Source organism: Lentzea tibetensis, from assembly GCF_007845675.1.
In the GTDB taxonomy this organism is placed as follows: domain Bacteria; phylum Actinomycetota; class Actinomycetes; order Mycobacteriales; family Pseudonocardiaceae; genus Lentzea; species Lentzea tibetensis.
Map to the genome: position 1 here is coordinate 55,285 of NZ_VOBR01000013.1, position 13,767 is coordinate 69,051.

Below are 13,767 nucleotides of genomic sequence, written 5' to 3' on the forward strand. Positions count from 1 at the left end.
TTCGTTGCGGCACAACACCGCACGAAGGGCATCAGCCGGTACTGACCTTCGTCAGTGCCGGGATGCGGCGGACCGCTTCGAGCGCGATGTACAGCTCCGCCAGCGCGCGGGGGTCCGTGGTGGATCGCCCGGTGAGACGTTCGATGCGGCGCAGCCGGTACCGCACGGTGTTGGCGTGGCAGTGCAGCCGCTGCCCGGCCCTGGTGGCCGAACCGCGTTCCTCGAACCAGCACGTGAGCGTGGCGAGCAGCTCGGCGTCGGCGGTGACGGGACCGAGCACGATCCGCGCCGCGCGGACGGCGGCGTCGGGGGAGCCGACCAGCACGGCGCCGAGCGGGTGGTCGTCGAAGACCGCGACCGACTCGGCTCCCTCCATGGCGATCCGCGCGAAGCGGAACGCCTGCGGGGTGAGGCCGAGGCCGGCGTAGCAGGGGCTCACGCCCACGCGCCTGACCGCGATCCGGCGGAGCAGGGTGACCAGCCGCTCCAGGCCGTCGCGAATGGAGACGACCCCGATCTGCATCTCGGGGGTGAGCCGCCACGCCGACGCGATGCCGAGCGCGTCGAGCCTGCTCTGCACGCCGTCCAGCGGTTCGACGCCGAGCTCGGCCTCGGCGACGACGACCGCGAACTCCCCTTCGTACGGCAGGTGCAGCGCGTCCGCGGCCTGCCAGGACGCGCCGGTGCCGGTGACGCGCCCGTCCAGCAGCGCCTCGACGACCGCCGAGCGCGACCGTTCGTCCTGACGCAGCCGGACGCTGCTCGCGTCGCGGTAGGAGATCGTGACGGCTTCCGCGCCCGCGTCGGCGAACGCCCAGATCTCGGCGGTGGCGGCGATGAGGGTGCGCGCGTCCTCCGCCTCCTCGAGCAGGGCTTCCCAGACCAGCCGCGCGCCCGCCCGGTAGGCGTGCAGCACGGCGGCGAGCGGGACGCCGACCTGGGCGGCTCTCCGTCCGGCGTCGTGCATCGTGGAGAGATCCGCGGTCGGCGTGGTCAGGCCGCGCACCATCGCGTCGAGGTGGTGCAGGCAGACCGCGCGGAGGTAGGGGACCGGCATCGCGGCCCAGGACCACTGGTACTCCGGCAGACCCTTCAGCCGCTCGACGAGCTCGTCCGCCAGCGACGGCAGCCGCTGGTGCACGGCTGCCGCGAGTCCGACGACCCCCTTGTCGTCCATGAGCGAAGCGTAGGTCTCCCCTGTTGTTCCCGGTGACAACCAAAAGGCTCATTTCGTGTTGCGCCGAACATCGTGATCACTCGCGTTTGCGCGGAAGCTGAGTCCGTTGAAACACAACGGTTTCGGAGATGCCTTGAGAAAGATCTTGTTATCTGTCACGGTCCTGTCAGCTCTGGCTGGCGGAACCGCTTACGCCGCACCGGTTGTCGCAGCCGGTGACGTCATCTCGAGCGCCACGTCGGCCTATCCGCAGGGCGACGCCGACGCGCGCCAGATCGTGTACCGCACGCGTGACGCGCAGGGTGCTCCGATCGACGTGTCCGGCATGGTGCTGGTGCCGCGTGGTTCGGGCGACAAAACCCCGCCGCTGGTCGGCTGGGCGCCCGGTACGCACGGCATCGGCGACGACTGCGCGCCGTCGCGCCAGCTCGCTGCGGGCAACGACTACGAGGCCTCGGCGATCAACGCGTTGCTGAGCCGCGGGTTCGCCGTGGCGGTCACCGACTACCAGGGGCTCGGCACGCCGGGCGACCACACGTACGTCAACGGGCGGGCGCAGGGGCAGGCGGTGCTGGACGCGATCCGTGCGGCGCAGTCGCTGCTCGGCGAGGGCCCGGTCGCGATCATGGGGTACTCGCAGGGCGGGCAGTCCGCGTCGTGGGCGGCCGAGCTGCAGCCCACCTACGCGCCTGCCGTGGATCTGCGCGGTGTGTCGATCGGTGCGGCCGCTGGTGATCTGAAGCGGATCGCGGCGTTCGTCGACGGCAAGGCGGGCTTCGGGTTCGGCCTGGCGGCGGCGGTCGGTCTGAAGGCCGCGTACCCCGAGCTGCCGACGAACTTCTTCACGCCAGAGGGGCAGGCGTTGTTCGAGGACATGCGCGACGACTGCACGCTGGGGATCGCCACGAAGTACGGCTTCAAGACGTGGGCCGGCATCACGACCTCGGACCCGTTCGTGCTGCCGTCGTGGTCGTCGCGGCTGGACGAGCAGCTGCCCGGTCTGCGCCAGCCCGCCGCACCCGTCCGGCTGTACCACTCCACTTTGGACGACGTGATTCCGCACGACGTGGGCACGGGCCTGCGGGTGCGGTTGTGCGCGACCGGCGCGTCGGTCGACTGGCAGTCCTATTCCAGCCCGACGCACATCGGCACGTTCTACTGGGCGAACTCGGACTCGGTGAACTGGGTCGCAGATCGGTTCGCCGGTCTTCCGGCGCGGGACAACTGCGAATAGGGATCTTGTCGCTACCGTCTCGTTCATGTCCAAACAGACCGTGAATGGATGGACGCTCGCAGATCTTCAGGCGGTGCCCGAGGACTGCAAGGTGGAGGTGCTCGACGGCGCGCCGCTGGTGCGCGCGAGCCCTCTGCCCGTCCATCAGAGGATGACCAGGCGGTTCGCCGCCGCACTCGAGTCGCAGCTCTCCGACTTCTGGCAGCTCGAGACCAACGTGTCCCTGCTGCTCGCGGACGCGCCGCTCGACTGCCTGTGTCCCGACGTCGTCGTGTTCGGCTCGCAGGTGTCGCTGAACACCCGGTTCGTGCCCGGCGCCGAGGTGCTGCTCGTCGTCGAGGTCGCGGGCGCCCGGCCGGAGACCGCCGCCGCGTATGAACGCGCGGGGATCCCGCACTACTGGCGCTTCGACGACGGCGCTTTGCACACGTTCGCGCTCGACCGCGGTGCGCACGTGTCGACCGGCGTGCACTCGTCCCTCGTGGAGACGAGCCTGGGCACGCCGGTGTCCATTGATCTCTCTTCGCTGGCCTGACCTGCGCTTTCCCCGTTTTTGTCAGGGGTCCGTGGCACCATCTGACCCGTGCAGAGAATCAGCGCGGACGTCGCCCGCCGGATGGCGCTCGGAGCCCAGGGGTTCGCCGACCCCCGACCTTCGACGCCACCCGGCAGACGGCACCTGCAGCGCGTGCTGTCGCGTGTCCAGCTCCTCCAGCTGGACTCGGTGAACGTGGCCGTGCGCGCGCACTACATGCCGGTGTTCAGCAGGCTCGGCGGGTACGCGCCGTCCCTCGTGGACGAGGCGGCGTGGTCCCACTCGACGCGCAAACCGCGGCTGCTCGTCGAGTCTTGGGCGCACGAGGCCAGCCTCGTGCCCATCGAGGACTGGCCGCTGCTGCGGTCCGGTGCCAAGAAACCCGGCTGGTGGCAGGGCTACCAGCAGATCGCCGACGGGGAACCGGGCCTGGTCGAGGACCTGCTGGCCGCTGTGAAGGAACTCGGCCCCATCGGCGCGGGCGCACTGGAACGGGCGCTGCTCGGGGAAGGCCCCCGCGCCAGGGGACCGTGGTGGGACCGCTCCGAGGTGAAGCGCCTCTGCGAGTGGATGTTCGGGACGGGCGTGCTGACGACGGGCACCCGCAAGGGGTTCGAGCGCCTGTACGACCTGACCGAGCGCGTCATCCCGCCGGACGTCCTGTCGCGTTCGGTGTCGCCGGAGGACGGTGCCCGCGCGCTGGTGTCCCGCGCGGCCGTCGCGCTGGGTGTCGCCACGGAGCCCGACCTGCGCGACTACTACCGCCTCGACCCCCGGCGCAGCCAGCAGGCCGTGGCGTCGCTGGTGGACGAGGGCGTGCTGGAGCCCGTGGCGGTGACGGGGTGGACCGCGCCCGCCTATCGGCACGTCTCCGCACGCGTGCCGCGCCGGGTTCTCGGACGCGCGCTGTTGTGCCCGTTCGACCCGTTGATCTGGGAGCGTGCGCGCACCGAGCGGATCTTCGGGTTCCGGTACCGCATCGAGATCTACGTGCCGGAGCCCAAGCGGGTCCACGGGTACTACGTGTTCCCGTTCCTGCTCGACGGATCTCTGGTGGCTCGCGTGGACCTGAAGGCGGATCGGGCCCGCTCGGCGCTGCTGGTGCAGTCCGCCTTCGCTGAGCCCGGCGTCGATCACGCGCGGGTGGCGGCGGAGCTGGCCGCGGAGCTGCGCGAGATGGCCACCTGGCTGGAGCTGGAGGAGGTGATCATCAACCCGAAGGGCGACCTGTACCCGACCCTGGTCAAAGCCGCGGTCTGACTCGTGCGGGGCCGCGTGACCCGCTCGTGTCGTTGGCGCTGACGACGCACTGCGCCGACACGATGGCCTGCTCCGGCCAGGCGATCCCAACGCGCTGCACTCCCGCCCGGTCAGATCGGGCGCCCGTCGGCCTGGTCCGCGGCGAACGCCGGCACGTCACCGCACCGCCGCACCTCGCCCGCCACGAGGTCCCGCAGTCCTGGCGCATCGCGGCCGGAAACGGGCACCGGGCCGATCTGGCCGGGTCATTGGTCCGCACAACCCAACACGAGGAGGAGCCTGGCGAGCCCTCGCACGACCCCGGCCGAACAAGTGGACTGACAGATGTTGAAATCTGTCAGCTGACAGTGCATCCTTGCCTCATCGAAGCGGAGACGAGGGAGCGAGCGATGCACAAGCGTCAGCTGGGCAGCACCGGACCGGTCGTGTCGGAACTGGGTCTCGGCTGCATGGGCATGTCCGACCTGTACGGGCCCGCGGACGAGGCCGAGGGCGTGGCGACCATCCAGGCCGCGGTCGACGCCGGGGTCACGCTGCTCGACACCGGCGACTTCTACGGCATGGGGCACAACGAACTGCTGATCCGCCGCGCTCTGCGCAACCGGGAGGACGTCGCGATCAGCGTGAAGTTCGGCGCCCTGCGCGACCCGGACGGTGGCTGGTCGGGCGTCGACGCCAGGCCGGAGGCGGTGCGCAACTTCCTGGCGTACACGTTGCGCAGGCTCGGCACCGACCACGTGGACGTCTACCGGCCGGCGCGGCTCGACCCGAGCGTGCCGATCGAGGACACGGTCGGCGCGATCGCCGAGCAGGTCGAGAAGGGGTACGTCCGGCACATCGGGCTGTCCGAGGTCGGCGCGGAGACGCTCCGCCGGGCGCACGCCGTGCACCCGATCGCGGACCTGCAGATCGAGTACTCGTTGCTGTCGCGCGGCATCGAGGACGAAATCCTGCCGACGTGCCGCGAGCTGGGCATCGGCATCACCGCGTACGGGGTGCTGTCGCGCGGGCTGATCTCCGGGCACTGGACGTCCACGAGGGGCGCCGGTGACTTCCGGGGCATGTCGCCGCGCTTCCAGGGCGACAACCTCGCGCACAACCTCGCGCTGGTGGAGGAGCTGCGGAAGATCGCCGCGGAGAAGGACGTCACGGTGGCGCAGCTCGCCATCGCGTGGGTCGCGAGCCGCGGTGACGACGTGGTGCCGCTCGTCGGCGCGCGCACGCGTGAAAGGCTTGCCGAGGCGTTGCGGGCGACCGAGGTCGGCCTGACCGACAATGACCTCGCGCGCATCGAGGCCGTGGTGCCGCGCGACGCGGCGGCGGGGGAGCGGTACGCGCCCGCGCAGATGGCGCACCTGGACAGCGAGAGGTGAGAACGTGGCGGAAGCGCTGACCGCCGAGCACATCCTCAGCACCACCGAGGACGTGCTCCGGCGCTACGGTCCCGCGAAGGCGACCGTGGTCGACGTGGCGCGGGCGCTCGGCGTCAGCCACGGCAGCGTGTACCGCCACTTCCCGACGAAGGCCGCGCTGCGCGAGGCCGTCACCGAACGCTGGCTCGACCAGGCGCACGCCGGGCTCGCGGACATCGCTGAAGCGACCACGCCCGCACCGGACCGGCTCAGGGACTGGCTGCGCGCGCTGTTCGACAGCAAGCGCAGGAAGGCGCTCGGCGACCCGGAGCTGTTCGCCACGTTCGACGTGCTCGCCAAGGAGAACAGCGACGTCATCGCCGAGCACATCGCCGACCTGGTCGGCCAGCTGGCGAAGATCGTCGCGGACGGCGTGAAGTCCAAGCACTTCAAGACGAAGGACGTCCAGCGCACCGCGCTGGCCGTGTTCAGCGCCACCGACCGCTTCCACAACCCGGCGCACGCGCGCGAGTGGACGGAGCCGGACGTGGAAGACGCGTTCGACGCCGTGTGCGATCTGGTGATCAGAGGGCTGGCAGCTCGCTGAGCCGCCGCACGGCGAAGTCCGCGAACGCGGAAACACGAGTGTGCCCGGACGATGCGGAAGGTCGTCCGGGCACACTCAATTCCCCCGGTCAGGTGGTCGCGGTGGTCACCAGCGCGTTGCCGCTCCCGGTCCGCCCGGTGACGGTCAACTGAGCCCCGTCGATCGGTGCGTTCGACACGTCCAGTTCGGACCGCGCCTGACCCGCGCTGGACATGAGGTCCACGCGAGCGGCGACGCCCGGCCGGATGCCCACCCGGATCTGCCCGGACCCGGTGCCCAGCTGGATCTCGCCGGACGCGGCGTCGGCGACGGTCAGGTCACCGGAACCGGTGCGCACCATGACGTCGGACGCGACCGCGCCGAGCCACACGTCGCCCGTGCCGGTGATCAGCACCGAGTTGCCGCCGACGGACGACACCTCGACGTTGCCGCTGCCCGTCTTCGCGCGCACGCCGGCCACCATCGTGCCCATCCGGACCGTGCCGGACCCCGAGTTGACCTTCGCCTCGGAGTCGGCGCGGTCGGCGGACACGTTGCCGGTGCCCGTGTTCAGGTCCAGCCGTCCGGCCGGGCCCGTCACGACCACGTCGGCGGCGCCGGTCCGCGTCGTCACGTGCGACCCCGCCGGCGCACGCACGGTCACGGACAGCGGCACCGTCCGCAGCGGCAGAGCCTTCGACGACTCCACCCGCAAGCGGTTGCCCAGCAGCTCGATCCGCGCCTGCCGCACGGCCTCCTCCGGGCCGGTCGGCATCTCGCCCGCGGCACCGAACTGCCCGCTCACCCACGACAGCAACCCGCCGAGCCCCTCGGTCCACGAGTTGCCCGCGGACGGGTCGTGCCGCAGCTCCACGTGCACACCCGGCTCGTCCACCAACTGCACCTGCACCCGGCCGCTCAAGAGCGATACGTCGAGCTCGGCGACACCGTCGAGATCGAAGCTCTGCTGCCGGACCACCCCAGCGCCTGCGTCGGTCATGATCACCCCTGAACCCATCCGCGGACGCGGGACGAACCCGTGCCTCCGCTCCACCCCTTGTTGTGGTGCTTGTGCTTGCTGTGCACGGCCCCCTGCACGGCGGAGGCGACGAACGAGTTGAGCGACACGCCCTGAGCGGCCGCAGCGGCCTCGGCCTTCGTCTTCAGCTCGTTGATCAGACGCAAGGTGATGCGGCTGATGTCACCAGTGGCGTCACTCATCGGCACCTCCTGCTGGGGAGCCTGCTCCGGCTCCGGTGCGGACGAGCCGGTGACGACCACCTGCACGTCCCTTCCGTCCAGTCGCACGTCCACGACGTGGCCTTCCAGCGAGGCGGTGACCTCGGCGGCCAGGTCGGACAGTGCGTTCATGATCGCCAGTCGCGCGGCTGGCTCGAGCGCTGCGGACAAGAGGGCGGCGGTCCGCCGGGTGCTTTCGTCCCCCGCGGAAGCCGCCGTCGCGAGGTCCTCGCGCAATGACGCGATGTACGGCGACAGATCCATGACACCACTGTGACGTCACACCTGACATCAGTCAAGTGTCAGTTAGTGTCCAGCCCATGCCGAAGGTGCGGTTGATCGCCAAGACGGAGTTCGTCGAGCCGGACTGGCAGACGGACGCGGAGGGCGGCGAGGCGCTCGTCGAGTTCGCCGGACGGGCCTGCTACCAGTCGTGGGACAAGCCCAACCCGCGCACCGCGACCAACGCCACCTACCTGCGGCACCTCATCGAGGTCGGGCACCTGAGCGCGTTCGAGCACGGCAGCGCCACGCTCTACCTGACCGAGCTGCCCCGCGGTCTCACGCACGAGCTGGTGCGGCACCGGCACTTCTCGTACTCGCAGCTGAACCAGCGCACCGACCCGACCGACGTCGTCGAGCCCGAGCTGATCAGGCAGCACCCCGAGCTGCACGCGAAGTTCGTCGCCGCCACCGAGGCGAGCCTCGCTGCCTACCAGGAGCTCGTGGACAGTCTCGAGCAGACGGTCACCGGCCGCCGCGCGCGCCAGATCGCGCGCAGCGTGCTGCCCAACGCCACCGGCACGACCATCGTCGTGACGGGCAACTACCGGTCGTGGCGCCATTTCGTGGCGATCCGCGCGACCGAGCACGTGGACGTCGAACTGCGCGAGCTCGCGGTCGCCTGCCTGCGGGAACTCCAGAAAGCGGCGCCCAACGCGTTCGCGGACTTCGTCATCTCGACTCACCCGGATGGCACAGAAGTTGCCTCCAGCCCGCTCGTCACTGAAGGCTGACGCCCATGAAACGGCTCATCGTCGACGTCCGCCCCGGCGACTACACCGTCATGCGCCTCGCGGCCGACGCGAAGGTGCCCGCCGGGCTGTTCGACCTGACCGACTGCCTCGTCTCCGTCACCAGGACGCCCGAGGAGCTGTCGATCATCTGCCCGACCTCGCAGGTCGTCGAGGACGCTCCGCACGAGAAGGGCTGGCGGCTGCTGACCGTCCGGGGCCCGCTGGAGTTCACGCTCACCGGCATCATGGCGGCGCTCGCCGGCGAGCTGGCCGCCGCGGGGGTCACGCTCTTCGCGGTGTCCACCTTCGACACCGACCACCTGCTGGTGAAGCACACGGACCTGGGCCGCGCGGTGCTCGCGCTGCGGGCGGCAGGTCACGAAACAGTGGTTCCGCAGGAACCGAACACCCCGCTCGGTGGTCTGAAGTAGCGTCATCCGCCCGACCACGTCATCAACTGGAGTTGCACGTGCAAGGACAGGCTGTGGAACCGCGCGTGATCGCGGGCAGGTACGCCCTGCTGGCGGAGCTCGGTCGCGGTGGCATGGGCGTCGTGTGGCGGGCGCAGGACCGCGTCATCGGACGCCAGGTCGCGATCAAGGAGCTGCACATCGCCGACGGCGTTCCCCCCGAGGAGCGCCGCGTGCTGGAGGAACGGGTGCTCCGCGAGGCGCGCACCGCCGGCAAGCTGAACGACCCCGGCGTCGTCACGGTGTTCGACGTCGTCTCCGACGGCGGCGTGCCGTGGGTCGTCATGGAGCTCGTCGAGGCGCCGACGCTCGCGACGCTGATCAGCGCGCGCGGCCCGATGCCGCAGGAGCAGGTCGTCTCGATCGCCCAGCAGAGCCTGTCCGCGCTGGAAGCCGCGCACCAGGCCGGGATCGTGCACCGCGACGTCAAGCCCGGCAACCTGATGATCCGCGCCGACGGCCGGGTCAAGCTCACCGACTTCGGCATCGCGCAGGCGCACGACGACCCGCGCCTCACCACGAGCGGCAGCCTCATCGGCTCGCCCGCGTACATGTCGCCGGAACGCCTGCACGGCCACGACGCGTCAGCCGCGTCGGACCTGTGGGCGCTGGGCGCCACGCTCTGCTACGCCGTCGAGGGCTGGAGCCCGTTCGAGCGCTCCTCCACGGCGTCCACGCTGCACGCGATCATGAACGAGACGCCCCGGCTGACCAGGGCGCAGGGCGTGCTCGGCGCGGTCATCACCGGTCTGCTGATCGGGGACCCCAACGCCCGCCTCAGCGCGCCGCAGGCCCGCGCGATGCTCAACAGCATCGGCAACCAGCCGACGCCGCCGCAGGGCCTCCCGCCCGCCGCGACCGCGCACCTCCAGCAGGGCCCGGCCGTCGACCCGGCCAAGAAGAAGCGCAACCGGATCCTCGCGCTCGTGGCAGCGGTCGTGATCGCCGCGGGTGCGTTCACCGGCGGCATCTTCGCGCACCGCGCGTTCAGCACGCCGCCCGCCGCGAAGACCGCGCTCACCTACGGCGAGACCGGCGACATCCCGGTGTTCGAGCTGTACGGCGAGGGTCAGTGCGCCGACGGCCAGCTGGTGGCGGGCAAGCAGATCACCAACGAGAGCAAGACCGACACCTGCACCGAGTCGCACGACATCGAGGTGTTCGACGAGGTGCCGACGTTCGACGAGTCGTCGTCGAGCAAGCCCGACGTCAGCTACCCCGGCAAGGAGCCGCTCACCACGCTCGGCGTCGCGCGCTGCCAGCTGACGTTCGACTCCGCGCTGGTGGTCGACAAGGCTGATCTGCAGATCACCGTGCTCGTCCCGACGCAGGCCGCGTGGGAGGAGAAGAACCCGCAGCGCAAGATTTTCTGTGTGACCTCCCACAAGAACGGCGACAAACTGGCCAAGAGCGTGCTGGCCAAGAAGGATTCGTAGGTATGGGTGTAGCGCGGGACGAACGCAGGCTGCTGGTCGAGCTGCTCGGTGAGGTCGGGCCGGACGCGCCGACGCTGTGCAGCCCGTGGACGACCCGCGATCTCACCGCGCACCTGGTGATCCGCGAGCGCCGGTTCGACGCCGCGCCGGGCATCGTGCTCAAGCCGTTCGCCGGCTACACGCAGCGCGTGCAGGACGGCTACGCGAAGAAGACGTGGGGCGACCTGCTGGACGAGCTGCGCAGCGGCCCGCCCTTCTGGTCGCCGTACTCGGTCGGCGTCGTCGACGAGCTCGCCAACACCGCCGAGTTCTTTGTGCACCACGAGGACGTCCGGCGCGCCCAGGAGGGCTGGGAGCCGCGGCCGCCGGACGCCAAGCGGGACCGGGCGCTGTGGCGCGGGCTGCCGCACGCGGCGCGGCTGAACTACCGCAACAGCCCGGTCGGCATCGTGCTGCGCAGGCCGGACGGCGAGCAGGTCACCGTGAAGCGGGGCGCGAACGGCGTGGTGATCACCGGTGAGCCCGGTGAGCTGCTGCTGCACGCGTTCGGGCGCGACGAGGTGCGCGTCGAGTTCGCCGGAGAGGCCGACGCCGTGTCGGCGGTGCGGGCGATGAGCCGGGGCATCTGAAAGCGAATTGCACGCACTACATCGTGCGACGCAGCCCGTGCAAGCTGACGATCTTCGAGCAGCAGAACGGCACGGGGCGCGGGGTCGGCCTGCAGCGCGACGGCCGCAAGTACGGCCTCGGCGCCGTGGCGCGCAACGCCCACTCGATCGTGGCGCGTACGGCCAGTCCTGATCGAATCGGCTGCCCGCGTCCACCTCGGTGGGTGCGGGCAGCCCCTCTACGGGTAGTTTCTGGGCATGTCTGCAAGCCCGTTCGCCACGCCAGGTCGTCCGTTCGGCCGCGTGCTCACCGCCATGATCACCCCGTTCGACGCGCAGGGTGCGCTCGACCTGGGCAAGGCGCAGGACCTGGCGAAACACCTGGTCGACCTGGGCAACGACGGCTTGGTCGTGAACGGCACCACGGGCGAGAGCCCGACCACGTCCGACGCGGAGAAGTCGGACCTGATCCGCGCGGTCGTCGAGGCGGTCGGCGACCGGGCGACCGTCGTCGGGGGTGCGGGCACCTACGACACGGCGCACAGCGTGCACCTCGTGCGCGAGGCGGAAAAGGCGGGCGCGCACGGCGTGCTCGTCGTGACGCCGTACTACTCCCGGCCACCGCAGGCCGGTCTGCTCGCCCACTTCACCGCGGTCGCGGACGCGTCCGGTCTGCCGGTGATGCTCTACGACATCCCGCCGCGCGCGGTGGTGCCGATCGAGGTCGAAACTCTGTTGCGCCTCGCGGACCACCCGCGCATCCTTGCCGTGAAGGACGCCAAGGGCGACCTGCACGCGGGTAGCCGCGTCATCGCGGACACCGATCTCGCCTACTACTCCGGCGACGACCCGCTGAACCTGCCGTGGCTCTCCGTCGGAGCCGTCGGGTTCGTCAGCGTCATCGGGCATCTCGCCGCCGATCGCCTGCGGGACATGGCCGTCGCCTACGAGAACGGCGACGTGGCGCACGCCCGCGAGATCCACGAGTCGCTGCTCCCGCTGCTGCGACCGTTCCGCCGGGTTCCCGGCGTCACCTACACCAAGGCGGCACTGCGCCTGCGCGGACTCGACGTCGGAGAACCGCGCCTGCCGCTCCTGCCCGCCGATCAAGAAGACATCGAGGCCATCGCGGCCGAACTTGGAGTCAACGCGTGACCGTATCCACCCAGCTTCCCCCTCCACTGCCGGAAGGCGGCCTCCGCGTCGTCGCGCTCGGCGGCATCGGCGAGGTGGGCCGCAACATGACCGTCTTCGAGCACGCCGGACGGCTGCTCATCGTCGACTGCGGCGTGCTCTTCCCCGAGGACGACCAGCCCGGCGTCGACCTGATCCTCCCGGACTTCCGCGCCATCGAGGACCGGCTGGACGAGATCGACGCCCTCGTGCTGACGCACGGCCACGAGGACCACATCGGCGCCGTGCCGTTCCTGCTGAAGCTGCGCCCCGACCTGCCGGTCGTCGGCTCCCGCTTCACGCTGGCGCTGCTCGCGGCGAAGTGCAAGGAGCACCGCCAGACGCCGCACCTGCACGAGGTGCGCGAGGGCGAGCACCGCTCGTACGGCCCGTTCGAGCTCGAGTTCTTCGCCGTCAACCACTCCATCCCCGACGCGCTCGCGGTCGCGATCCGCACGCCGGCTGGGCTGGTGCTGCACACCGGCGACATCAAGCTCGACCAGCTGCCGCTCGACGGCCGCCTCACCGACCTGGCCGGCTTCTCGCGCCTCGGTGACGAGGGCGTCGACCTGTTCCTCGTCGACTCCACGAACGCCGAGGTCCCCGGCTTCGTCGTGCCGGAGCGCGAGATCGGCCCGGTGCTGGAGAACGTGATCCGCAAGGCGAACCAGCGCGTCATCGTCGCGTGCTTCGCCTCGCACGTGCACCGCGTCCAGCAGGTGCTCGACGTGGCCGTGCAGTACAAGCGCCGCGTCGCGTTCGTGGGCCGCTCGATGGTCCGCAACATGGGCATCGCGTCCGACCTCGGCTTCCTCAACGTGCCCGAGGGTCTGTTCGTCGACCTCGACGAGGCCATGCGCATGGACGAGGACGAGGTCCTGTTCGTGTCGACCGGGTCGCAGGGCGAGCCGCTGTCCGCGCTGTCGCGCATGGCCCGCGGCGAGCACCGCCAGATCTCGATCCGCGAGGGCGACACGGTCATCCTCGCGTCGTCGCTGATCCCCGGCAACGAGAACGCCGTCTTCAACGTGGTCAACGGCCTCGCGAAGCTCGGTGCCCGCGTCGTGCACCAGGGCAACGCCAAGGTGCACGTCTCCGGCCACTCGCCCGCCGGTGAGCTGCTGTTCCTCTACAACGCGGTGCGCCCCTCCAACGTGATGCCCGTGCACGGCGAGTGGCGCCACCTGCGCGCCAACTCGGCGCTGGCCGTGGCGACCGGCGTCGCCGAGGACCGCGTCGTGATCGCCGAGGACGGCGTCGTCGTCGACCTGATCGACGGCAAGGCCGCCATCTCGGGCCGCGTCGTCGTCGGCCACGTCTACGTCGACGGACTGTCCGTCGGCGACGTCGGCGAGTCCACGCTGTCCGACCGCCTCGTGCTCGGCGAGGGCGGCTTCATCGCCATCAACGTGGCGATCGACTCGAGCAGCGGCCGCGCCGTGACGCGCCCGACCGTCTCCGGCCGCGGGTTCTCCGACGACCCCAAGGCACTCGACGACTGCGTGTCGCTCGTGGAGATGGAGCTCTCGCGCACCGAGGCCGAGGGCATCACCGACACGCACCGCGTGGCGCAGGCCGTGCGCCGCGTCGTGGGCCGCTGGGTGGCCGAGAAGTACCGCAGGCGCCCGATGATCGTGCCGACCGTCATCCCGGTCTGACCTTCGGGCTCGAAGATCCGGGT

The 13,767-nt window shown here is 70.7% G+C and carries 14 protein-coding genes; 11 read left to right on the forward strand and 3 right to left on the reverse strand.

Annotation, left to right across the window (positions count from 1 at the left end):
• Window positions 1–31 precede the first annotated feature (31 nt).
• A complete protein-coding gene (locus FKR81_RS21005) occupies window positions 32–1,177 on the reverse strand; it encodes a PucR family transcriptional regulator (protein WP_146353818.1) in 1,146 nt (381 codons plus the stop codon).
• Window positions 1,178–1,310: 133 nt separating this feature from the next.
• Here FKR81_RS21005 and FKR81_RS21010 point away from each other — a divergent pair, with 133 nt between their 5' ends.
• From FKR81_RS21010 to FKR81_RS21030, 5 genes are all read left to right on the forward strand, one after another.
• Window positions 1,311–2,411 (forward strand): lipase family protein, encoded by a 1,101-nt coding sequence (locus FKR81_RS21010; RefSeq protein WP_146353819.1) that lies wholly within the window; start codon window positions 1,311–1,313, stop codon window positions 2,409–2,411.
• A gap of 25 nt (window positions 2,412–2,436) precedes the next feature.
• Window positions 2,437–2,946, forward strand: coding sequence for a Uma2 family endonuclease (locus FKR81_RS21015; RefSeq protein ID WP_146353820.1), 510 nt, complete (start codon window positions 2,437–2,439; stop codon window positions 2,944–2,946).
• 48 nt (window positions 2,947–2,994) lie between these two features.
• On the forward strand, window positions 2,995–4,206 hold the full coding sequence (locus FKR81_RS21020) for a winged helix-turn-helix domain-containing protein (protein ID WP_235921673.1): 1,212 nt from the start codon (window positions 2,995–2,997) through the stop codon (window positions 4,204–4,206).
• A gap of 389 nt (window positions 4,207–4,595) precedes the next feature.
• Window positions 4,596–5,579: an aldo/keto reductase gene (locus tag FKR81_RS21025; RefSeq protein WP_146353821.1), complete on the forward strand. Its 984-nt coding sequence runs from the start codon at window positions 4,596–4,598 to the stop codon at window positions 5,577–5,579.
• Between the two features lie 4 nt (window positions 5,580–5,583).
• Window positions 5,584–6,165: a TetR family transcriptional regulator gene (locus tag FKR81_RS21030; RefSeq protein ID WP_235921674.1), complete on the forward strand. Its 582-nt coding sequence runs from the start codon at window positions 5,584–5,586 to the stop codon at window positions 6,163–6,165.
• An 88-nt stretch (window positions 6,166–6,253) separates the two neighbouring features.
• Here FKR81_RS21030 and FKR81_RS21035 read toward each other — a convergent pair whose 3' ends face one another.
• A complete protein-coding gene (locus FKR81_RS21035) occupies window positions 6,254–7,144 on the reverse strand; it encodes a DUF4097 family beta strand repeat-containing protein (protein ID WP_146353823.1) in 891 nt (296 codons plus the stop codon).
• A gap of 2 nt (window positions 7,145–7,146) precedes the next feature.
• Window positions 7,147–7,647: a toxin-antitoxin system HicB family antitoxin gene (locus FKR81_RS21040; protein ID WP_146353824.1), complete on the reverse strand. Its 501-nt coding sequence runs from the start codon at window positions 7,645–7,647 to the stop codon at window positions 7,147–7,149.
• 56 nt (window positions 7,648–7,703) lie between these two features.
• Between FKR81_RS21040 and thyX the strand changes: the two genes are divergently transcribed.
• From thyX to FKR81_RS21070, 6 genes are all read left to right on the forward strand, one after another.
• Window positions 7,704–8,399 carry an FAD-dependent thymidylate synthase gene (thyX, locus tag FKR81_RS21045; protein WP_146353825.1) on the forward strand — a complete coding sequence of 232 codons (696 nt, stop codon included), beginning with the start codon at window positions 7,704–7,706 and terminating at the stop codon, window positions 8,397–8,399.
• Window positions 8,400–8,404: 5 nt separating this feature from the next.
• Window positions 8,405–8,830, forward strand: a complete 426-nt coding sequence (locus FKR81_RS21050; protein WP_146353826.1) for an ACT domain-containing protein — start codon at window positions 8,405–8,407, stop codon at window positions 8,828–8,830.
• 53 nt (window positions 8,831–8,883) lie between these two features.
• The gene (locus FKR81_RS21055) at window positions 8,884–10,305 is read left to right on the forward strand and encodes a serine/threonine-protein kinase (protein WP_235921675.1); all 1,422 of its coding nucleotides are present in this window, start codon (window positions 8,884–8,886) and stop codon (window positions 10,303–10,305) included.
• A gap of 2 nt (window positions 10,306–10,307) precedes the next feature.
• Entirely contained in the window at window positions 10,308–10,934 is a 627-nt protein-coding gene (locus tag FKR81_RS21060) for a TIGR03085 family metal-binding protein (RefSeq protein WP_146353827.1), read from the forward strand.
• A 237-nt stretch (window positions 10,935–11,171) separates the two neighbouring features.
• Window positions 11,172–12,068 carry a 4-hydroxy-tetrahydrodipicolinate synthase gene (dapA, locus tag FKR81_RS21065; protein ID WP_146353828.1) on the forward strand — a complete coding sequence of 299 codons (897 nt, stop codon included), beginning with the start codon at window positions 11,172–11,174 and terminating at the stop codon, window positions 12,066–12,068.
• Window positions 12,065–13,744 carry a ribonuclease J gene (locus tag FKR81_RS21070; protein WP_146353829.1) on the forward strand — a complete coding sequence of 560 codons (1,680 nt, stop codon included), beginning with the start codon at window positions 12,065–12,067 and terminating at the stop codon, window positions 13,742–13,744. The genes dapA and FKR81_RS21070 overlap by 4 nt, the downstream gene beginning before the upstream one ends.
• Window positions 13,745–13,767 lie beyond the last annotated feature (23 nt).

Bases quoted from the DNA above. Each gene is read 5' to 3' on its own strand.
- FKR81_RS21005 (WP_146353818.1), bottom strand. From the start codon at position 1,177: ATGGACGACAAGGGGGTCGTCGGACTCGCGGCAGCCGTGCACCAGCGG.
- FKR81_RS21015 (WP_146353820.1), top strand. From the start codon at position 2,437: ATGTCCAAACAGACCGTGAATGGATGGACGCTCGCAGATCTTCAGGCG.
- FKR81_RS21025 (WP_146353821.1), top strand. From the start codon at position 4,596: ATGCACAAGCGTCAGCTGGGCAGCACCGGACCGGTCGTGTCGGAACTG.
- FKR81_RS21035 (WP_146353823.1), bottom strand. From the start codon at position 7,144: ATGACCGACGCAGGCGCTGGGGTGGTCCGGCAGCAGAGCTTCGATCTC.
- FKR81_RS21040 (WP_146353824.1), bottom strand. From the start codon at position 7,647: ATGGATCTGTCGCCGTACATCGCGTCATTGCGCGAGGACCTCGCGACG.
- thyX (WP_146353825.1), top strand. From the start codon at position 7,704: ATGCCGAAGGTGCGGTTGATCGCCAAGACGGAGTTCGTCGAGCCGGAC.
- FKR81_RS21050 (WP_146353826.1), top strand. From the start codon at position 8,405: ATGAAACGGCTCATCGTCGACGTCCGCCCCGGCGACTACACCGTCATG.
- FKR81_RS21060 (WP_146353827.1), top strand. From the start codon at position 10,308: ATGGGTGTAGCGCGGGACGAACGCAGGCTGCTGGTCGAGCTGCTCGGT.
- dapA (WP_146353828.1), top strand. From the start codon at position 11,172: ATGTCTGCAAGCCCGTTCGCCACGCCAGGTCGTCCGTTCGGCCGCGTG.